At 68.0% G+C, this 19,309-nt stretch carries 20 protein-coding genes; 12 read left to right on the forward strand and 8 right to left on the reverse strand.

Features of this window, described 5'->3' with window-relative positions:
* Positions 1-38: 38 nt before the first annotated feature.
* Complete coding sequence (locus A5694_RS11515) at positions 39-749, forward strand: ankyrin repeat domain-containing protein (RefSeq protein WP_064922053.1); 711 nt, start codon at positions 39-41, stop codon at positions 747-749.
* Here the strand turns inward: A5694_RS11515 and A5694_RS11520 are convergent.
* Positions 740-2,290, reverse strand: coding sequence for a class I adenylate-forming enzyme family protein (locus tag A5694_RS11520; protein WP_234787916.1), 1,551 nt, complete (start codon positions 2,288-2,290; stop codon positions 740-742). The genes A5694_RS11515 and A5694_RS11520 overlap by 10 nt on opposite strands.
* Before the next feature lie 14 nt (positions 2,291-2,304).
* A complete protein-coding gene (locus A5694_RS11525; RefSeq protein WP_064921973.1) occupies positions 2,305-3,141 on the reverse strand; it encodes an SDR family oxidoreductase in 837 nt (278 codons plus the stop codon).
* A 148-nt stretch (positions 3,142-3,289) separates the two neighbouring features.
* Here A5694_RS11525 and A5694_RS11530 point away from each other — a divergent pair, with 148 nt between their 5' ends.
* From A5694_RS11530 to A5694_RS11545, 4 genes are all read left to right on the forward strand, one after another.
* Entirely contained in the window at positions 3,290-4,402 is a 1,113-nt protein-coding gene (locus tag A5694_RS11530) for a cellulase family glycosylhydrolase (protein ID WP_064921974.1), read from the forward strand.
* A gap of 138 nt (positions 4,403-4,540) precedes the next feature.
* Positions 4,541-6,346 (forward strand): serine/threonine-protein kinase, encoded by a 1,806-nt coding sequence (locus tag A5694_RS11535; protein WP_064922055.1) that lies wholly within the window; start codon positions 4,541-4,543, stop codon positions 6,344-6,346.
* A 140-nt stretch (positions 6,347-6,486) separates the two neighbouring features.
* Entirely contained in the window at positions 6,487-7,521 is a 1,035-nt protein-coding gene (locus A5694_RS11540) for a DUF1942 domain-containing protein (protein WP_064921975.1), read from the forward strand.
* Positions 7,522-7,670: 149 nt separating this feature from the next.
* Entirely contained in the window at positions 7,671-8,360 is a 690-nt protein-coding gene (locus A5694_RS11545) for an MPT63 family protein (protein ID WP_064921976.1), read from the forward strand.
* Here A5694_RS11545 and A5694_RS11550 read toward each other — a convergent pair.
* Complete coding sequence (locus tag A5694_RS11550; protein ID WP_064921977.1) at positions 8,357-9,286, reverse strand: LysR family transcriptional regulator; 930 nt, start codon at positions 9,284-9,286, stop codon at positions 8,357-8,359. The two genes, A5694_RS11545 and A5694_RS11550, sit on opposite strands and share 4 nt — an antisense overlap.
* 125 nt (positions 9,287-9,411) lie before the next feature.
* On the opposite strand from A5694_RS11550, the gene A5694_RS11555 reads away from it, so the two are divergent.
* The 3 genes from A5694_RS11555 to A5694_RS11560 are packed head-to-tail and all read left to right on the forward strand — an operon-like array spanning position 9,412 to position 11,289.
* On the forward strand, positions 9,412-10,125 hold the full coding sequence (locus A5694_RS11555; protein ID WP_064922056.1) for an SDR family NAD(P)-dependent oxidoreductase: 714 nt from the start codon (positions 9,412-9,414) through the stop codon (positions 10,123-10,125).
* A 13-nt stretch (positions 10,126-10,138) separates the two neighbouring features.
* Positions 10,139-10,264: a muconolactone Delta-isomerase family protein gene (locus A5694_RS25260; RefSeq protein ID WP_082952631.1), complete on the forward strand. Its 126-nt coding sequence runs from the start codon at positions 10,139-10,141 to the stop codon at positions 10,262-10,264.
* On the forward strand, positions 10,261-11,289 hold the full coding sequence (locus A5694_RS11560; protein ID WP_064921978.1) for a nitronate monooxygenase: 1,029 nt from the start codon (positions 10,261-10,263) through the stop codon (positions 11,287-11,289). Before A5694_RS25260 ends, A5694_RS11560 begins: the two co-directional genes overlap by 4 nt.
* A 14-nt stretch (positions 11,290-11,303) precedes the next feature.
* Here the strand turns inward: A5694_RS11560 and A5694_RS11565 are convergent, their stop codons facing one another.
* A complete protein-coding gene (locus tag A5694_RS11565; protein WP_064921979.1) occupies positions 11,304-12,392 on the reverse strand; it encodes an NAD(P)H-dependent amine dehydrogenase family protein in 1,089 nt (362 codons plus the stop codon).
* Complete coding sequence (locus tag A5694_RS11570; RefSeq protein WP_064921980.1) at positions 12,389-13,420, reverse strand: Rieske 2Fe-2S domain-containing protein; 1,032 nt, start codon at positions 13,418-13,420, stop codon at positions 12,389-12,391. The genes A5694_RS11565 and A5694_RS11570 overlap by 4 nt, the downstream gene beginning before the upstream one ends.
* A 107-nt stretch (positions 13,421-13,527) precedes the next feature.
* On the opposite strand from A5694_RS11570, the gene A5694_RS11575 reads away from it, so the two are divergent.
* The 3 genes from A5694_RS11575 to A5694_RS11585 all read left to right on the forward strand — a co-directional run bounded on the left by A5694_RS11575 (position 13,528) and on the right by A5694_RS11585 (position 16,540).
* Positions 13,528-14,178, forward strand: a complete 651-nt coding sequence (locus A5694_RS11575; protein ID WP_064921981.1) for a TetR/AcrR family transcriptional regulator — start codon at positions 13,528-13,530, stop codon at positions 14,176-14,178.
* A gap of 2 nt (positions 14,179-14,180) precedes the next feature.
* On the forward strand, positions 14,181-15,764 hold the full coding sequence (locus A5694_RS11580) for a Na+/H+ antiporter (protein WP_064921982.1): 1,584 nt from the start codon (positions 14,181-14,183) through the stop codon (positions 15,762-15,764).
* An 89-nt stretch (positions 15,765-15,853) separates the two neighbouring features.
* The gene (locus A5694_RS11585; protein WP_064921983.1) at positions 15,854-16,540 is read left to right on the forward strand and encodes a cutinase family protein; all 687 of its coding nucleotides are present in this window, start codon (positions 15,854-15,856) and stop codon (positions 16,538-16,540) included.
* Positions 16,541-16,564: 24 nt separating this feature from the next.
* Here A5694_RS11585 and A5694_RS11590 read toward each other — a convergent pair whose 3' ends face one another.
* Positions 16,565-17,284 carry a DUF2652 domain-containing protein gene (locus tag A5694_RS11590; RefSeq protein ID WP_064922057.1) on the reverse strand — a complete coding sequence of 240 codons (720 nt, stop codon included), beginning with the start codon at positions 17,282-17,284 and terminating at the stop codon, positions 16,565-16,567.
* A gap of 108 nt (positions 17,285-17,392) precedes the next feature.
* Here A5694_RS11590 and A5694_RS11595 point away from each other — a divergent pair, with 108 nt between their 5' ends.
* Complete coding sequence (locus A5694_RS11595) at positions 17,393-18,340, forward strand: 2-hydroxyacid dehydrogenase (protein WP_064921984.1); 948 nt, start codon at positions 17,393-17,395, stop codon at positions 18,338-18,340.
* Between the two features lie 65 nt (positions 18,341-18,405).
* On the opposite strand, the gene A5694_RS11600 is transcribed toward A5694_RS11595, so the two are convergent.
* Positions 18,406-18,981 (reverse strand): carboxymuconolactone decarboxylase family protein, encoded by a 576-nt coding sequence (locus A5694_RS11600; RefSeq protein ID WP_064921985.1) that lies wholly within the window; start codon positions 18,979-18,981, stop codon positions 18,406-18,408.
* On the reverse strand, positions 18,978-19,295 hold the full coding sequence (locus tag A5694_RS11605) for a hypothetical protein (RefSeq protein WP_064921986.1): 318 nt from the start codon (positions 19,293-19,295) through the stop codon (positions 18,978-18,980). The genes A5694_RS11600 and A5694_RS11605 overlap by 4 nt, the downstream gene beginning before the upstream one ends.
* Positions 19,296-19,309 lie beyond the last annotated feature (14 nt).

Here is a 19,309-nt window from a genome sequence, read left to right on the forward strand (position 1 = left end):
CTGAGGCAGCCGAGCCCGAACCGCGAGAAGATGGCACCGTGACGACCTACGCCGAGATCCGCAACAACGCACCGCTGTGGCCGGGGGTGATGGACCGCTCGCTGCTGGGCAACCGGCAGGCTCAAGCTGCGCTGTACCTGGCGGATATGGCCAAGCGGGGCAACTGGCGCAAGGTCATGCGGGAACTCGACCGCGGTGACCACGTGGTCGACGTCAAGGCGTGGCGGCCGGGCGGAAAGACCTGGCTGACCGTGCTGCATCAGGCCGGCTGGCACGGGGTGTCCCCGGACGTGGCGTCGTGGCTGATCGAGCGGGGCGCCTTGCGCAGCCAGCCCGACGCCGCCGGCCGCACCGCCTATGACATCGCCGTCGAGCACGACCGGCCCGCTGAGCTGTTGGCGGTGCTCAAGCCCCCGGCGGCGCCGCTGGAGCGCGACCGGATCGCCGCGCTCAACGCTCAGCTCACCGGAATCATCGACGATTTGATCCAGCAGCTGTTCCGCGGCGTTGATCTGCGTCAGATGTTCCGCTATCCCCCGGTCGAGGTGCTGCATGAGCTTCCGGGAAAGCAGCTGTGGTTTCCGGTGCCCTACCTGTGGGGTGGTTTCCGGATCGGCTTGGCCGACAACGACGTCGAACTGTTCGGCGGCTACCGTGAACTCGACCCGGTCGGCGACGTGCACGTCGCGACGGTGGGTTATGTGATCACTCCCGAGGGCCCGTCACAGGTGTACGAGGGCTACCAGTAGTTGCGCAGCTGCCCTTTGGCGATCTTGCCGCCCGACGAACGCGGCAGTTCGTCGACGACGACAAGGCGTTCGGGCAGCAGCTCTTTGGACACCCCGAGCGACAGCAGGTGCTCGACGAGGTCGGGTAGCTCGAGGGCCGCTTCGCCGGCGAGTTCCACGAAGGCGCAGACCTTTTCGCCGAACACCTCATCGGGCATGGCGACCGCGGCGGCCAGCGCGATCGCCGGGTGGCTCATAACGGCGTCCTCGACCTGGGCGGCGCTGATGTTCTTGCCGCCGCGCAGGATGAAATCCGAGGTGCGGCCGGTGACGCGCAGATAGCCGTCGCCGTCGATCTCACAGATATCCCCCATCCGCATCCAGCCGTCGGGGGTGAACAGCTTGTCGTGATCAACCCCGTTGAGGTAGCCGAGGCTGGTCGCTGGGCCCCGGCATGCCGGCTGGCCGCGGCCGGTGTCGGTCACCTCGGTGTTGCCGTCTTCGCCGCCGAACAGCCGGACCGCCATCTCCGGTACGACGCGGCCCCCGGTGCGCAGCCGCTTGTCCAGCGGGTCGTCGAGGGTGGTTCCGCTGAGCAGCCCGGTCTCGTTGGAGCCGTAGAACTGCAGGATCGTGGCTCCGGTGAGTTCCTCGAACTCCGCGGCCGGCCGGTAGGGCAGCGCCTCGCCGCCGGTGAAGACCACCCGCAGCGAGCTCAGATCGAACTCACGGCTGGTCGCATCGGCCATCATCATGGTCAATTGCGTGCTCACACAGCACAATACGGTGACTCGATGCTGGGCAATAGCAGCGCAGGTCGCTGCTGGGGTGAAGCGGTCCAACAGCACCGCGGTAGCGCCGAGGTGGATCGGGGTGGTGTGGCTGGTCCAGAGCCCGAAGCCGAACGGCGTGGGGATGATCGGCAAAAAGATGTCGTCGGCACGCAGCTGTCCGTTGGCGACGGCGCGCTGGTGAAAGTAGTGCCAGCGGTTCTGGGTGTGCACGACGCACTTGGGCAGCCCGGTGGTGCCGGAGGTGGAGTTGATCAGGAACACGTCGTCGGGGCCGAGTTGCGGCCCGGGCATGGCCCTTGTGGCAGCTGACGTCAGCTCGTCGATGCTCCGCGTTTCGATCGGCAGGCCGGCCGTATCCGCGTGACGCTGCTCGTCGGTGATCAACAGCTTGGCCTGCGCGCCGGCCAGGATCGCGCTCACCTCGCGGGTGCCGGCCCGCGCACCGATGCCCACCACCACCGCGCCGCACCGTTCGATCGCCACGAACAGCACATGGATGGCGGCCGAGTCACGGTGCCACACCGCGACCCGGTCGCGCGGCCGGACGCCGATCCCGGCCAGCTGGGCCGCCAGCGCGTCTGCCGCTGCGTCGAATTCCCGCCAAGTCAGTCCCGTGCCCGGGTGGTCCACATAGGCGACGCGGCCCGGCAACCGTTGCGCGTTGCGGTGAACCGCGTCCGACAGCGTGGTCTGCGACCACCAGCCGGCGGCGTGATAGCGGGCCGCTTCGGCGGCGGTGAAAGCCGGTGAATCCCAATCGGTCTGCACGGGTCCGCTCGAAGTCAGTAGAGGTAGTCTTCGCCGCTTGCCCGCACGGTGATGTCGCTGATGCTGATGCCCCACGGCTGGTCGATCACGTGCACCACGGCGTCGGCGAGGTCCTCGGGGGTGATCAGCCAGTACTTCACCGAGTCGACGTCGGTCTGTTCAGCGGTCAGCGTGCCGTTGGCGAACGCGGTCAGCGACTGCATGTAGCTCTCAGCGCGGGATCCGACGATGCCCATGATCGCCGCGCCGTTGACTACCCCGCTGGCCAGGTTGGTGCCCAGCACACCGGTCGGTTTGACCGTGGTCACCTTGATCTTGCCCTTGGCTTCGCTGCGCAACGAGTCCGACAGCACGGTGACGGCGGCCTTGGTCGCACTGTAGACGCCCGACCCCGCGACGCCGGCGTTGCCGTAAATCGACGAGATGTTGACGACGTGGCCCCGGCCCTGGTCGATCATCTGGTCGTAGACGGCCGAGATCCCGTTCACCACGCCCTTGATGTTGATGTCGATCGCCCGGTGCCACTGCTGCCAGGCCCGCTCGTGATCGGCGAAGTAGGCCAGTGGCATCACCCCGGCGTTGTTGACGATGACGTCCACCGCGCCGAAGGTCGCCACCGCGTGCTGCACAGCGGCTTTCATCTGCTCGATGTCGGTGACGTCGGCGACGTGCTGGGTGCCGGAGTACCCGGCCGCGCGGATCCCGTCGAAGACCGCGGCCAGATTCGCCGCGCCGATGTCAACACCGACCACGTGCGCACCTTTGGCGGCGCACTTCTCGGCGATGAGTTTGCCGAATCCGCCGCCGGCGCCGGTGATGACGACGACCTTGTTCTGCAGGTGTTGCGACACAGTCGGCCTCCCGACGACGCGAAACGGAGCGAAGATATCCGTGCAGTGTAGGTGGCCGGCGTCGCCGCGGGTGCGCGTGCCCGATTTGCCGGGCGACAGGCCGGACGCTCAAACGCCGTGCCACGGGTCTGGACGTTATGGTCAGTTCGTGAAACGTCGAACGGCACTGGGGCTGCCCCTTCTGTTGGCGGCGGGTCCCACACTGAGCCGGATTCCGCGCGCCGCCGCGGACCCCGGCCGGTGGTCGATCGACCGGGCCAACCGCTGGTATCAGGCACAGGGCTGGCCCGTCGGCTCCAACTACATCACCTCGACCGCGGTCAACCAGCTCGAGATGTTTCAGCCGGGAACGTTCGACTTGCGGCGCATCGACGCCGAGCTGGGGTGGGCCCGGTCGGCCGGCTTCAACACCGTGCGGGTCTTCCTGCACGACCAGCTGTGGGCGCTGGACCGCAAAGGCTTCCAGTATCGGCTGGCCCAGTTCGTCTCCGTCGCTGCCCGCCACCGCATCAAGCCGATGTTCGTGTTGTTCGACTCCTGCTGGGACCCGTTTCCCAAGGCGGGTCCGCAGCCCGCGCCGCGGCCCGGCATCCACAACTCCCGATGGGTGCAAAGTCCCGGCGCCGAGCGGCTCGGTGACCGCAACTACTACCGCACCCTGCATGATTACGTCACCGGAGTGATGACCCAATTCCGTTACGACGAACGGGTTCTGGCCTGGGATCTGTGGAACGAGCCGGACAACATGGCCCGGGAATACAGCAGCGTCGAGCGGTCCGACAAGCTCGACCTCGTCAGTGACTTACTTCCCCAGGTGTTCAGCTGGGCCCGGGCAGTCGATGCCCGTCAGCCGCTGACCAGCGGAATCTGGGAGGGATCGCGGCAGGGCAGCGCGATCGTCAACACCCAACTCAACAGCTCCGACATCATCACGTTCCATTCCTATGACAAGCCGGCGTTGTTCAGCGACCGGATCGCTGAGCTCGCGCCGCTGGGCCGGCCGATGATGTGCACCGAGTACCTGGCGCGCACCCGCGGCAACACCATCGACGGGATTCTGCCGATCATGAAGCGTCACAATGTGGGCGCCTACAACTGGGGTTTCGTCGCCGGGAGAACGCAGACCTACTTGCCATGGGACTCCTGGGACAGCCCCTACACCGCTGCGCCGCAGGTCTGGTTCCACGATCTGGTGCAGCCCACCGGCCGCGCGTACCGCAACCTGGAGATCATGACGATCAGCAACCTGGCCGGCCGCTGACCGGGACGGCCGGATTTCGGGGAGGTTGGCGCGACCGGCTGATAGCCGACCGGTTCAGTGATGAAATTATTGGCGGCAATGTCGTCGGGCCGCCGGTTCGGTGATCGGCGTTCACGGGTCTGACTTGAGGAGTCGATGATGGGCGAGACCGCGTCGGGTTCGCGGGCTGGGTCACGGGTTGGGCGCTACCTCCTCAAACGCCTGCTGGGCCGCGGCCCCACCGGCGAGGTCTACGAGGCCGTCGATACCGGCAAGGACCGCACCGCCGCGCTCAAACTACTCGCCCCGGCGCTGGGCCGGGACCCGGCGTTCCGGGAGTGGTTGCAGCGTGAGGCGCTCACCGTCGGGCGCGTCCAAGAGCCGCACGTTGTCCCGGTCCGCGATTACGGTGAGCTGGACGGCGAAGTCTTCATCGACATGCCGCTGGTGCACGGCAACGATCTGTCCGCGCTGTTGAAGCGAACCGGGGTGCTGCCCCCGTCCCGCGCGGTGAACATGGTGTGGCAGGCTGCATCGGCGCTGGATGCCGCGCATGCCGGGGGGGTGATTCACCGGGGCGTCAAGCCCCGCAACATCCTGTTGACCCATGAGGACTTCGTCTACCTGGTGGACTTCGGGATCGCCGGTGCGCCCGGGGCGAAGACGGCCGACACCGACCATGCCGGCGCCCGGTGGAAGTACTCGGCACCGGAGCTGTTCGCCGGCGGCGAGTTCGGCGCGGGCGTGGACATCTATTCGCTGACGTGCGTGCTCTACCAGTGCTTGACCGGTTCGCCGCCGTACCGGGCCGACAGCGTCAAGATGCTGGCCAATGCTCATCTGAGCAAACCGATTCCCCGCCCCAGCCATGCCGGGTCGACGATCCCACCCGCCTTTGACGCGGTGATCGCCAAGGGCATGGCCAAGGATCCGCAGCAGCGCTTCGCCAGCGCCGCCGAGCTGGCCACCGCGGCCTATCAGGCGTTGAGCGCACCCGATCAGCACCGGATGCTGCACATCTACGAGGCCAGCCAGCAGTCCACTCCGCCGCTGCTCGAGCAGCCGCAGCCGAGCGTGCCGCCGGTGACCCCGCCTACGCAGACGCCTGCCGCCGAGCCGCCGAAACCTCCGGTGGCGCCCGCCCCTGTGCCGCCGGCCGCCCAGGTGCCCCGGATGCCGCCGGCCGCCCCGGTGTCTGCACCGGTGGCGCGGTCGGCCAACCCGCCGGCCGCGCCTGCCGAACCCGACACCGCGCCACTGCCAGAGGCCGCGGTCGCCGCCGTGCACCCCGTCCCGCCGCCGGGCATCCCGCGCATCTCCACCCCCGACGACGACTGGTTCAGCTCGCCGCGGCCGGCGCCCACGTATCGCGATCCCGGCAAACGCAAGCTAGTGCTGCGCCTTGCGGCGGCGCTGGCCGTGGTCGTCGGGCTGATCACCTGGATGACGCACCGGTCCGGCTCCGACGATCTGGCCGCCGACACCGGCGATGCCGGCTCCACCACGGCGGCCAACGGTCCGGCGACGTCGATGTCATCGGCTGAAGCCCAGGCGCGGTTGCTCAAGCTGCTGCCGGCCGGCTACCCGCAGGACGTCTGCACCCCGACCACGCCGATGGGTGGCGCCATCGCGGAGGTGACCTGTGGCCGCAACGTGGACGTGGACGGCCCGCCCTCGGCTAGCTATGCCCTGTTCCCGGACGCCGGCGCGCTGCGTCTGAGCTTCGACAACACCGTGCAGGCCATCACCGTCGTCACCTGCCCGGGCAGGATCCAGTCGCCGGGCGCCTGGCACCGCACCGCTACCCCGGACAAGCCGAGCGGGATGCTGCTCTGCGGGATGCGCCAGGGGTCTCCCACCCTGGTTTGGACCAATGACGCCAGTCTGGTGATCGCCCGATTGCACACCGAGCACAGCGCGCCGTCACTGGAGCAGCTCTACACCTGGTGGAGTTCGCACTCCTGATCGCCGGCGACCGACAATGCGCGGCCGTTGGCGACTTAAACCCTGAGACGTGAACAAACGTCATTGTCAAATCCGTTAGGATTTGCGTTCTGGACTGCACTATCCCTCAAGATCCAGTCGACCCGAGGAGTCAACCAACAATGAAGTTGATCACTACCGCTGTGGCCGCCGCCGGAGCGTTGGCCGCAGCCGGAGCCGTCAGCATCGCGACCGCCAGCGCGGACGCCGGTGACGTCACCGCGACGACCCACCCGCTCGGCACCCAGGGAACTGTGGACAACGGCGGGGTCATCCAGGGTTGGACGGTCAGCGACCTGCGACCCAGCACCGATGCCATCCCCTACCAGCCGCATGGCACCTTGTGGGAGGCCACCGCCACCGACGTGGCCATCCAGGGCACCGTGACCCCGGTGATCGCCAACCTCGGCGCCCGGTCCCCCAGCGGCCAGACCTACCCCGCGCTGTTCGGGGTGGCCACCGCGCAGGGCGTGAACCCCTCCAACCTGGCGCAGGGTCAGCAGACCAGCGGCAAGGTCTACTTCGACGTCACCGGTGACGCACCCAACAGCGCGGTCTACCAGTTCGCCGGCAAAGACCAGCTGGTCTGGACCCCGGCCGCACCAAGCGCCCCGGCCGGCGGCTCGTCGGCCCCGGCGGCCGGCTCGCAGCGCACTCCGGCGGCCACCAACCCGAAGCCGGCCCAGTCCGGCACGCAGACCAACCCGGCCCCGGCCGGTAACCAGACCACCGACGGCACGCCTGCTGCGACCGGCAGCCAGGGCACCCCGCTCGCCTCGGGCAGCCAGGGCACCCCGCTGCCGGCCGAGGCCGACGGCACCCCGGCAGCCGCGGGCGGCACCGAGGGCACGCCGGCCGCGGCCAGCGGCGCGGAGGCGCCGGCTTCGGCGGGCACCCCGGAGGCTTCGGCTCCCGGGGCGGCCGGGGCTCCCGCGGCTACCGGCAACACCCCCGCGGCCGCCGGCAGCTCCGGCACGCCGCTTCCGGCGGAGACCCCTGGTGCGCCGACGGCCGGCGCGGAAGGCACAGCTCCGGCAAACCCGCAGGGCACCGAGGCCGGCAACCCGCCGGTTCCGGCCGGCAACCAGGGCACCCCGGTTCCCGCCGCCGGGGCCCCGGCGGCCAGCGGCGCGAGCAATGTGACCGGATCGCACTGAGCGAGCCCTAGATCATCGGTCCGGCCCGGCCTCCGCTTCGCGCGGGGTCCGGGCCGGACTCGTTTCACGGCGGCCTCACCGCTGGGCCGTTACGATTCTGTACTTGAGTACCAGTCACCGGGATGTCACCGAACCGAGGAGTCAGACCCATGAAGTCCATCTCGACCGCCCTGGCAGCGGGCGCGCTGGCCGCTGCCGGCACATTCAGCACTGGCATCGCCGCCGCCGACAACCCTGACCCCGCCCCGGTCACCCACCCGATCGGAACGCAGGGCACGCTGCCCGAGGGTCCGGGAGTGCACGGTTGGACGGTCAACGACCTGAAGCCCAGCACGGACGCCATCCCTTACCAGCCGAGCGGCACCCTATGGGAGGCCACCGCCACCGACGAGGCGATCCAGGGCACGGTTTTCCCGATCGTCGCCAACTTGAGCGCCCGCTCGGCCAGCGGCCAGAATTATCAGTCCCTGTTCACCGTGCCGACACCGCAGGGCATCGTGCCGACGGGGCTCGCTCAGGGCCAAAAGACCAGCGGCAAGGTCTATTTCGATGTCACCGGCGATGCCCCGAACAGCTTGGTCTACCAGGCCGGTGGCACCGACCTGATCCGGTGGGTAGCATCCGCACCGGCACCGCAGGCCCGCCCGGCCGCGCCGCAGCCGCAGGCTCCCGCCGGCGGATCGGCGGCGCAAGCTCCGACCAACGGCGGCACCAACAATCGGGCGCCCGCGCCGGCTCGCGGCCCGTCATCACGCCCGGCCGCGCCGCCCGCCGGCAGTTCCGGTACTCCGCTGCCCGAAGGCAGCGCCGGCACGCCGCTTCCCGCTGAGGCCCCCTAACGCTGCGCAGCGCCTGCGTACGGATCGTCAGCCGGCAGCCACGCGTCCTCGCCGGTCAAACCGAGCTCGCCGACTCCCTCGGTGAGGGCGGCGCCCACCAGCTCGACGGCCGGCCGGGACTCGTCGCGCCGGGAGACCAGCGACCAGCTCCAGAACGGCCGCGGGGACACGACCGGCCGGCGTACCAAATCCGGTGGCAGGCGGTCATTTTGGGCCTTCGGAGTGTTCAGGACCGGGCGACGCTGCCGGCGGACGTGTTCGAAGAACGCCGGGCCGGTGACGCCGCCGTCGTCGATGTGCACCGTCTGGGCGCCGGTGTCGTGGGCGAACTCCACGCCGTACCGATTCCACGATGACCAGCTGGCGATATCGGAATCCAGCAGCACCACAAGGTTTTTCGCTGCAACCGGCTCGTTGGGTTCGCCAACCGGGCTGACTGCGTAGAGCAGGTCGGCACCGATCAGACGGGCCTGCAGATCGAGCTGGTCAAGATCGGCGCGCTGAACCCAGCAGATGGCGAGGTCGAGCGCGCGCTCCGCCACCCGAAGCGCCTGGGCGTGCGAAGGCAGAACCCATGCGTCGATGTGCAACTGGGCCACCCCCGCGGTGCGCTCGGCCAGATCGACGGGCCGCCAGTTGACGTAGCCCAAGCGGACCGGCTCCGAGTCGGACAAGCCGGCGGCCTGCCTGCGCAGTTCGTCGGCGTGCGCCAGCAACGACCGGGCGGTAGGCAGCAGCGCGGTACCCCCAGCGGTGAGCACCACCTCCCGCCGGTTGCGGTCGAACAGCTGCACCTTCAGGTCGCGCTCCAAGGCCTTGATCTGCTGGGAGAGCGACGGGCCGGCGATATGCAGTCGCGCGGCCGCTCGGCCGAAATGCAGCTCCTCGGCAACAGCAACGAAGTAGCGCAGCTGACGCAGCTCCATCGCGTCATCGTAGTGCGGTAGGAGGCTAATCCTCTCAGCACTGAGCAAACTGATCGTGGCCGAGGGATGCTCGGATGCCAGACGATCGTTGCAGCGAGCGCAACTACGAACTTAAGGACGGTCCCATGAGCCAGATGCACAAGGTCGCGGTCATCACCGGCGCATCACGAGGTATCGGCGCCGAGCTGGTATCGGCCTACCGGAAGCTGGATTACGCCGTCGTCGCCGCTGCTCGCTCCGCCGCTGAGTTCGACGATCCCCAGGTGCTCGCCGTGCCGGTCGACGTCGCCGCCCCGGGAGCCGGCCGGCAGATCATCGACGCCGCGCTCGACCGGTTCGGCCGGGTGGACACCCTGATCAACAACGCCGGCATCTTCATCGCCAAACCGTTCACCGACTACACCGACGAGGACTATGAGGCCGTCACCGGGGTGAACCTGCGCGGCTTCTTCGAGGTGTCGCGCAGCGCTCTGGCCGCGATGTTGTCCCGCGACGGCGGCGGCCATATCGTCAACGTCTCCACCAGCCTTGTCGATCACGCGTATTCGCAGATCCCCGCCGCGCTGGCATCCCTGACCAAAGGTGGTCTGAACGCGGTGACCAAGGAGTTGGCGATCGAGTACGCCAGCCGCGGGATCCGAGTCAACACCGTCGCGCTGGGCACGATAAGCACCCCGATGCACGACCCCTCGACACACGACATGCTGGCCGCGCTGCACCCGCTGGGCCGGATCGGGGAGATCGCCGATGTCGTCGACGCGGTGATGTACCTGGAAAACGCGCCGTTCGTCACCGGCGAGATCCTGCACGTCGACGGCGGCCAAAGCGCCGGGCACTAGAAAGGGACCGGCCATGGAGTACTTGGTCGAGATGACAACCCACGTTCCGCCGGGGACACCCGAATCCGAGGTCGACGCAGTCCGCGCGCGCGAAGCGATCCGGGCGCGCGAGCTAGCGGCCCAGGGGCGACCCCGATGACGACACCCTTGTCCACGCTGGGGCTCGCCCTCCCGGTGATCGCCGCGCCGATGTCCGGCGGCCCCTCGACCCCGGCGATGGTGCACGCCGCATCTGACGCCGGCGGGTTCGGCTTCCTGGCCGCCGGGTACAAGACGCCCGACGCCCTCGCCGCCGAGATCGCCGCGGTGCGGGCGCGCACATCGGTCTTCGGTGTCAACGTCTTCGTCCCCAACCGGACTCACGTCGACGCCGGCGCCTACCGCGCGTATGCGTCGCTGATGCAACACGAAGCCGACCGGTTCGGGCTCACCTTGCCCGCTGAGCCGATCGAGGACGACGACTGTTTCGGCGCCAAGGTCGACCTGTTGGTGTCGGACCCGGTGCCGCTGGTGAGCTTTACGTTCGGGCTTCCCGACGGAGCCGTCGTCCAGGCACTGAAAGCGGTCGGGACGACGGTCATCCAGACCGTTACCTCCGCCGCCGAGGCGGCGCAGGCCGCCGACGTCGGCGTCGACATGCTTGCGGTGCAAAGCCGCGACGCCGGAGGGCATTCGGGCACGTTCACTCCCGATCGGCCGCCTCCACCGCAACCGTTGACCGAGCTGATCGCCCAGATCCGGGCGACCGTTGGCCTGCCGGTCATCGCGGCCGGGGGCCTGGCCACCGCCACGCAGGTTGCCGAGGCCATCCACGCCGGCGCCGCCGCGGCCATGGTGGGCACCGCACTGTTGCGGGCTGACGAAAGCGGGGCCTCAAGCACGCACCAGGCCGCGCTGACCGACCCGCGCCGCACCGAAACCGTCGTCACCCGGGCCTTCTCCGGGCGTCCCGCACGGGGGCTGCGGAACACCTTCATCGACACCTACGAAAGCCGTGCCCCGCTGGGCTACCCGGCAATCCACCATCTGACCAGTCCGCTGCGCAAGGCGGCAGCGGCGGCCGGCGAACCGGATCTGGTTCATCTGTGGGCCGGAACCGGCTACCGGCATGCCGCCGGCGGATCAACGTCGCAGATCCTGCGTGGGTTGGCCGGCGCGGTCTGACCGCGGCAGAACCGTTACACCCGGAATCGTCCCGCGAACCCCCGCAACGGCAGGTCGGCACTGGTCAGTAGCCCCGGCGGGGCGGCCACCACGGATCGGATCGCATTCAGGGCGGGCAAGCCGGTAACGGTCATGCCGATCGAGGCGAAGTTGTCGGGGTTGGACAGGTCCACACCGGGTTTCGGCAAGATCATGTGCTTGTTGTAGATGCACGGGTCGCCGGTCACCCGAGTGATGTAGCAGCCCTTGATCTTCCAGTTCGGTTCGGTGTGCGGGGTCATCTGCCATTCCAGGTGTGTCTCGACGCGCGGCACCCCGTCGACCATGCCCTGGTATTTGATGTAGTTGCCGCCCAACGATCCTTTGGGCAGCGTGTACCAGCCCAGGTCTACGTCCTTGGTGCACACGCCCAGCTCGTAGCTGAAGGTGACCTCGTCGAGGGTCAGGTCGAAGCAGTCCGCCATCATCAGCACGCTGTCGGCGAAGACGCGGGTGAACTTCTCCAGTTTGGCCGGGATCTCCGGATCATCGGCCGGCTGGCCGTAGCCGACCTCGATCCAGGTCTCCTTGGAGTGATGACACGACACATCGACCGACTCGATGGTGGTGACGTTCTCGATCTCGGCGACGTCGGCCGCGGCCACCACGCCCAGGATCTGATTGAGGCCCGGGTTCATCCCGGTCCCGTAGAACGTCGCGCCACCCTTGGCGCAGGCCTCGGAGAGCAGCTGCGTCACCGGCTTTCCGGACCGGTGCGGGTGGTTGTGGTCGCGGTGCCAACCGGTGATCCAGTCGGCAGTGGTGACGATGTTGATGCCCGCTTCCAGAACCTGGACGTAGAGATCCTCGTCGGGGAACACCCCGTGAAAGGTCAGCACATCCGGTTTGGCGGCGATGATCTCCTCGATGCTGCCGGTCGCCTTCACCCCGTTGGGTGCGATGCCGACCAGCTCACCGGTGTCCTTACCCACCTTCTCCGGCGAATAGCAGTGCACACCAACGAGCTCCAGATCGGGACGCGCGGCGATCCGTTTGATCATCTCGGAGCCGACGTTGCCGGTGGCGACCTGGAACACGCGGATCGGGCTGGTGGATGCGGTCATGCGGAGGAGCCTTTCTGGGTCGCTGCATAGACTTCGGCGGCACTGCCCCCGATGCCGTCGGGGTAGAACTGTTTGGCCCACTGGCGGATTGCGGTGAAGCCGGAGTATTCGGCGGTGGCCAGCGCCGGCGGATCCGAATAGCGCTGATGCGACCAGATGTGGATGTCCTGTTCGAACTGCCGGATCACTTCGCGACCGAATTCGGCCGCCCTGGCCTCGGCGCGCACCGGATCGCCGGCTGGTGTGCGGCCGATGTAGACCATGAACCGGACATCGGAGGTGGAATCGTCGACGGGCGTGATCGCCGAGATGGTGCGGTTGTCGATCATCCCCCAGCTCTTGGTCACCGCGATACCCAAGCCGCCGTTGATGGCCTCCACACCGCTGTTGACGTCTTCGATGCGCTGCCCGTCGTCGCCTTCGAAGGTGATGGTGAAGTCGACGTAGGACACCGGTTCGGCGAAGTCGTGCCGGGTGAACACCGGCACGATCGGGGTGCGGTGCACGTACTTGAAGTGCGCGAAATCCACTCCGTTCTCCAGGACGTACTGCGGGTGCATTTCCAGGCTCTGCCGGTATAGCCGCTGCTGCGGGTAGTAATCGGCCGCGCTGCGGTCATCGAAGCTGGCGAATACGTCCGGCGGGTCGAAGAACGGCTCGCGTCCGTGGACGTCATGCCAGATGTAGACCGATTCGTTGCGTTCGACGACCGGGTAGGTGGTGATCCGCCGGCCGCGATTGGGCTTGTCCTGGTAGGGAATACAGACGTTGCGTCCCTGGGAGTTCCACTGCCAGCCGTGAAATGGGCACTGCAGCACTTCGCCGCAGACGGTGCCGCCGTAACCCAGGTGTGCACCCAGGTGCTCACAGTAGGCGTTCATCACGGTGAGCCGCCCGGATTCGGCGCGCCAGGCGACCATCTCCTGGCCGAAGTACTTCATGGTGTGGACGTCGCCGACACCGATCTCGTCGGACCAGGCGACCTGGAACCAGCCGGTCGGCTTCATCGACAGCGGCGGTTTAGCCATGCGTGCGTGTCCTCTCCATGGTCGCGAGCGGGCCGACTTCCGCAGCATAGTTCGCCCGACAACAGAATCATAGGGGGTACTATGGAAATGTTGCTAGGATTCCTGGGATGACGCAACCCGCACCGCGGCGCAGCAACAAGCGCGGGCAAGCGACCCGCGAGGCGATGCTGGACGCGGCGGTGCGGTCGCTGGCCACCGGCGACCCGGGCGCGGTGTCGGCGAGCCGGATCGCCAAGGAGAGCGGCGCCACCTGGGGCGCGGTGCAATATCAGTTCGGCGACGTCGACGGCTTCTGGGCGGCAGTGCTGCACCGGACCGCCGAGCGGCGGGACGCGACCATATCGGCGTTCGCCGAGCTGAAAAAGGATGCCCCGCTACGGGATCGGGTTGCCGCGATCATCGACACCCTCTATCACGGGCTGGCGTCGCAGGATTCCCGGGCGATCGAGAACCTGCGGGCCGCGCTCCCCCGCGACCATCACGAGCTGGAGCGGTTGTATCCGCGTACCGCGGCGGAGCTGTTCTCCTGGGGCAGAAGCTGGCTGCAGACCTGCCATAGCGCGTTCGCCGACCTGGAGGTCGACCCGCAACGGGTGCGGGAGGTGGCCGCCCTTATCCCGGGTGCCATGCGCGGGCTGGTCTCCGAGCGTCAGCTGGGCTCCTATGCCGACCTCGAGGAGGCCCGGCGCGGTCTGACCAATGCCTTGGCGGCCTATCTCGAAGGCTCCCCAGCGCACCGTCGACACGGCAGGATGTGAGGGTGTTTGGCCTCGTCGTTGTTGTCACGCTCGTCGCCACCGTGGTCACGGGCACGCTGTTGGGCAAGCGGTATCGCGTCGGGCCGCCGGTGTTGCTCATCTTGCTCGGCGGCATGCTGGGTCTGATCCCCCGCTTCGGCGAAACCCAGCTCGACGGCGAGATCGTGTTGCTGCTGTTCCTGCCGGCGATCCTGTACTGGGAGAGCATGAACACCAGCTTCCGGGAGATCCGGGCGAACCTGCGGGTGATCGTGCTCGTCAGCGTCGGGCTGGTGATCGCCACGGCGGTGGCGGTGGCGTGGACGGCGCGCTGGCTGGGAATGGAACCCCATGCGGCCTCGGTGCTGGGCGCCGTCCTGTCGCCCACCGATGCCGCGGCGGTGGCGGGTCTGGCGAAGAAGTTGCCGCGCCGGCCGCTGACCGTGCTGCGCGCCGAAAGCATCATCAACGACGGAACGGCACTGGTGCTGTTCGCGGTGACGGTCGCGGTAGCCACGGGCAGCCCCGCAATCGGACCCGTCGACCTGGTGGGCCGGTTCGTCGGTTCATACCTGGGCGGTATCGCGGCCGGACTGCTGGTGGGCGCCGCGGTCACGCTGCTGCGCCGCCGCATTGACTCGCCGCTGGAGGAAGGCGCGCTGAGCGTCTTGACGCCGTTCGCGGCGTTTCTGCTCGCCCAGACGTTTCACTGCAGCGGCGTCGTCGCGGTGCTGGTGTCGGCGCTGGTGTTGTCCTACGTCGGCCCGCGGGTGATCGGGGCCCGCTCGCGGCTGCAGGCATTCGCGTTCTGGGACATGGCAACGTTTTTGATCAATGGCTCGCTGTGGGTGTTCGTCGGGGTCCAGATTCCCGGCGCGGTGCACGGGATCGTCAATGTCGGCGACGGCCTTCGTCATGCCACGGTGCTGGCCCTCGCCGTCACCGGTGTGGTCATCGTGACCCGAATCGCGTGGTCGGAGATCACCACCGTGCTGATCCGCACCGTGGACCGGCGCGCCGTGCAGCGGAGCCGTCGCGTCGACTGGCGCCAGCGCGCGGTGTCGAGTTGGGCGGGTTTCCGCGGCGCGGTCTCCCTGGCCGCCGCACTGGCCGTTCCGTTGACAACCCATGCAGGCGCGCCCTTTCCGGATCGCAATCTGATCATCTACGTGGTGTCGTTCGTGATCCTGGTGACGGTGCTGGTGCAGGGCAGCACCTTGCCCGCGGTGGTTCGCTGGGCCCAGATGCCCGAGGATGCCGCGCACGCGCAGGAACTGCACCTGGCGCGTACCCGCGCCGCGGAAGCTGCCCTGGACGCGTTACCGCGGATCGCCGACGACCTCAACGTCAGCGCCGATCTGATGGACCGGCTGCGCAAGGAATATCAGGATGAAGCTGCGCTGGTGGCGGTGGCCGATCAGCACAACGCCGCCGCCGAACGTGACGACGTGGTGCGCCGAGTACATCTGGGCGTCCTGGAGCACAAACGTCGGGCCGTAACCGAGCTTCGGGACCGAAATGAGATCGACGACATCGTGTTACGTGAGGTCCAGGCGGAAATGGACGTCGAAGAAGTGCGGCTACTGGGACCTGCCGACACCGAATAGCGGCCCGACGCGTCGATGACGAACGCAGTGCGGTGACCGGGTCCCGGTCCAGGGCGACAGGCCGGCTGCCGACCACTACTATCCACTGCGTGAGCGTTTCCTCGGCCCGCCGACTGCGACTCGCAAGTTCAGGCATTGTGCTGGCGGCAGTCTTGCTGACCGCCCCTGTCGTGATTCCCGCCGGGCCGCCAGGTGCGGTCGCCCCGGCTAACGCGGCCTGCCCCGACGTCGAAGTGGTATTCGCCCGTGGTCGTCTGGAATCGCCCGGGGCCGGCGCGGTCGGCAACGCGTTCGTCAGCGCACTGCGTTCCAGGACCTCCAAATACGTCAGTCTGTATGCGGTGAAGTACCCCGCTGACAATGAGATCGACCAAGGCGCCAACGATATGAGCGCGCACATCCAGAACACGATCAACGGATGCCCGAACACCCGCATCGTGCCGGGGGGCTACTCACTGGGCGCGGCGGTCACCGACGTGGTGCTTGCGGTCCCCTTCTCGGTGATGGGCTTCACCAATCCTTTGCCGCCCGGCGCCGACGAGCACATCGCCGCAGTGGCGCTCTTCGGCAACGGCAGTCAATGGGTCGGCCCCATCACGAACTTCAGCCCGATCTACAACGATCGGACCATCGAGCAGTGCCATGGCGCCGATCCGGTCTGCAACCCCGCCGACCCCAACACCTGGCAGGAGAACTGGCCGCAACACCTGGCCAGTGCTTATATCTCGTCAGGGATGGTCAACCAAGCAGCTGACTTCGTCGCCGGAAAGCTCTAGGTGGCCTGCAGCTGACCGCCGCTGTCAGCCCTTCGAGAGCTCGGGGGCCCCACGGCCCAGGCTGCGAAACCCCGCGCAGGGTTCCTTGGCACCGACCATGAACGGCAAAGCATTCCACCGGAATTTCATCCTGCCGGCCCACCCCATAGCGGCTGCCGGTGGTGGCAGCGCCGAGTTCGCCAGATCCAGGTAGTAGGTCGAGGTTTCGCCGAGGCCCTCGAAGTCGTGCAGCAGCGGCAGGCAGGTTCGCCGCACCGGCTCGTCGAGGCACTGTGCGACCGCATCGGTCATCAACACGTATTCGGGCACCGGCACCTGGTTTTTCAGCATCCGGTGAACCAGGATGACGTCGACGCCGGCGAGTTCGGTGTGGCGCTTGACCTTCTGCTCCGCCACCTCGCCCTGATGGGCGACGAACTTCAGCGACAGGTTCATCAATTGTTTGCAGCTCGCGCAGTTGCACATGCGGCTGTTCTCGATACGGGCCCGCCGGTCGAGGAACGCCTGGTGCATCCGCGCCAGCCGGTCGCTGACCAGCGTCTGGGCGTCGCCGTTGGGCGCCCAGAAGAAGGCGGCATCACCCTCGAGCTTCGCCAGCTTCATGCCCTTGGCGGCGTCGATGACCGATTCCAGCAGCGTGGCCACCGCCATCTGGGCGTGCACCAGGTGGGTCCGGTTCCAGTTCATGTAGGCGGTGTAGCCGCCGATGTCGGCGATGACGAGCACCGCGCGCCGGATGGCCATGAACTCAAGAGTGTAGTTTCGCAGCGCCGATAAGGCCATGGTGATTCGTGGCCATGCGGTCTGGTCGACGGCCGCCGATCCGAAGCGCCCGCCGTGGACACTGGCGGTATGGAGGTTCTCGAAGTTGGGACACCGGATCCGGCGCTGGCCGCCGCCTTGGCCGCCGCGAAATATCAACCGCTGCGGTTGCCTGCCGGTGCCGAGCGAGACGCGTTCCTGGCTGAGCATGGGCCGAGCGTGACCGCTGCCGTGGTGGCCGGTCCACCGGGTGTGGATGGTCATCTCATGAAGGCGTTGCCCAATCTCGGGGCGATCGTCAACTACGGCGCCGGCTACGACTTGGTCGATGTCGAGGAGGCCCAGCGGCGGGGCATCGGGGTCAGCAACACGCCCGATGTGCTCAACGACAGCGTCGCCGATACCGCGGTGGGTTTGGTGCTTGCGACGATGCGGGGACTGTGCGCCGCGGACCGTTATGTCCGGGCCGGTCGTTGGCCGGTCGAGGGGCCGCTTGCGTTGACCCGTGATGTGAGCGGCGCCCAGGTGGGCATTCTGGGTCTGGGGCGCATCGGCGCGGCGATTGCGTCTCGGCTGCTCGGATTCGACTGCGCGATCTCGTATCACAATCGTCGGCAGGTGCCCGATTGCCCGTACCGCTACGCCGGGTCGCCGGTCGAGCTCGCCGAATCAGTCGACGTGCTGGTGGTGGCGGTCAGCGGCGGGAACGCAACCCGGGGGCTGGTCAGTCGGCAGGTGCTGGAGGCGCTGGGCGAAGCCGGTTACCTGATCAACGTCGCCCGCGGCAGCGTCGTCGATCAGGATGCGCTGGTGGAATTACTTGTCAGCGGGCGGCTTGCGGGTGCGGGGCTTGATGTGTACACCGACGAGCCGCACGTTCCCTCGGCGTTGCGTGAACAGGGCAATGTGGTGCTGTTACCGCATGTCGGTAGCGCGACAGCGCGCACCCGCGCCGCGATGGCCGCGTTGGCGCTACGAAACCTCGACGAGTACCTCACCCGTGGAACGCTGACCACACCGGTACTGCGGCCACGATGATCGAGGTGAGGGTCGCCGGTGCAACCGGGCGTCCGGGTCGTGCCGGCAACGCCCCGGTCGAGTGGTCAGCGGTAGCCGCGCTTCACCAGATGGCGGGCACCGGCTGACATGGCGGCGGGCCCGACCACCTCGAAGTCGAACGCGTTGGCCAGCCGGCCGGTGATGTTGAAGGCCAGACTGACCGCGAGGGCGTCCTCGAGCTGGGCGGGGGTGACGCCGGTCGCGAGCACGTCACGGACGTCCTCGACCGTGATGCTGTGCTCGCGGGTGAGCTTGCCGAGCAGCCCAAGTGTCGCCCGCAGCGGCTCTGAGATCGGCGCCGCGCGCGGGTCGGCGAGAGCCGCGGCAGCCGTCGACTCATCGTCATAACAGAGGTTGGCGGTGGCCGTGTGCGCGGCCACGCAGAACGGGCAGTCGTTGACCTTGGAGACATAGGCGGCCATCAGTTCCCGTTCCCCGATCGACCACGCCGACGGCCCGCGCATCGCCCCGTGCGTCAACGCACCGGCACCGTAGAAGTCGGGGCGGTAGAACGCGAGCTTGACCGCGTCGACCACCGGCTGGCCCGAGACGAGCCGGATCACCCGCAGCAAGGCCTTGGTGCGCAGCCGGTGCCCGTGATCGAGGATCGCCAACCTCATCGTTGGCCTCGCTCGCCGGTCGCCCCGGCCAGCGCCTGCAGCGCACCGGTGTATTGGCGAGTGGCCTGACCGACCGCGGCGCACACCATGATCTCAAAGATCTGGTCCTCGCTGAGGCCGGCGGCACCTGCGGCGGCGATGTCCTCGTCGGTCACCTGGTAGGAGCGGAGGGCGACCTTGTCGACCAGGGTGCGCATCGGTTCATCGAGGCCCGCGTTGTCGAAGGCGGCCTTACGCAGCTCGCGCGGTGCTGCCGCACTGCCGTCGAGAATGCGCGCCAGCAGCGCCCGATGCAGCTCCGTAATGTCCGACATAGCCTTTCGCCAGA

It is taken from the genome of Mycolicibacter sinensis (genome assembly GCF_001667945.1).
Lineage (GTDB): Bacteria > Actinomycetota > Actinomycetes > Mycobacteriales > Mycobacteriaceae > Mycobacterium > Mycobacterium sinense_B.

Excerpts from the sequence above, each read along its gene's own strand:
- A5694_RS11575 (WP_064921981.1), top strand. The coding sequence starts at position 13,528 with ATGACGCAACCCGCACCGCGGCGCAGCAACAAGCGCGGGCAAGCGACC.
- A5694_RS11555 (WP_064922056.1), top strand. The coding sequence starts at position 9,412 with ATGAGCCAGATGCACAAGGTCGCGGTCATCACCGGCGCATCACGAGGT.
- A5694_RS11540 (WP_064921975.1), top strand. The coding sequence starts at position 6,487 with ATGAAGTTGATCACTACCGCTGTGGCCGCCGCCGGAGCGTTGGCCGCA.
- A5694_RS11590 (WP_064922057.1), bottom strand. The coding sequence starts at position 17,284 with ATGGCCATCCGGCGCGCGGTGCTCGTCATCGCCGACATCGGCGGCTAC.
- A5694_RS11550 (WP_064921977.1), bottom strand. The coding sequence starts at position 9,286 with ATGGAGCTGCGTCAGCTGCGCTACTTCGTTGCTGTTGCCGAGGAGCTG.
- A5694_RS25260 (WP_082952631.1), top strand. The coding sequence starts at position 10,139 with ATGGAGTACTTGGTCGAGATGACAACCCACGTTCCGCCGGGGACACCC.
- A5694_RS11605 (WP_064921986.1), bottom strand. The coding sequence starts at position 19,295 with ATGTCGGACATTACGGAGCTGCATCGGGCGCTGCTGGCGCGCATTCTC.
- A5694_RS11570 (WP_064921980.1), bottom strand. The coding sequence starts at position 13,420 with ATGGCTAAACCGCCGCTGTCGATGAAGCCGACCGGCTGGTTCCAGGTC.
- A5694_RS11560 (WP_064921978.1), top strand. The coding sequence starts at position 10,261 with ATGACGACACCCTTGTCCACGCTGGGGCTCGCCCTCCCGGTGATCGCC.
- A5694_RS11595 (WP_064921984.1), top strand. The coding sequence starts at position 17,393 with ATGGAGGTTCTCGAAGTTGGGACACCGGATCCGGCGCTGGCCGCCGCC.
- A5694_RS11600 (WP_064921985.1), bottom strand. The coding sequence starts at position 18,981 with ATGAGGTTGGCGATCCTCGATCACGGGCACCGGCTGCGCACCAAGGCC.
- A5694_RS11535 (WP_064922055.1), top strand. The coding sequence starts at position 4,541 with ATGGGCGAGACCGCGTCGGGTTCGCGGGCTGGGTCACGGGTTGGGCGC.
- A5694_RS11565 (WP_064921979.1), bottom strand. The coding sequence starts at position 12,392 with ATGACCGCATCCACCAGCCCGATCCGCGTGTTCCAGGTCGCCACCGGC.
- A5694_RS11545 (WP_064921976.1), top strand. The coding sequence starts at position 7,671 with ATGAAGTCCATCTCGACCGCCCTGGCAGCGGGCGCGCTGGCCGCTGCC.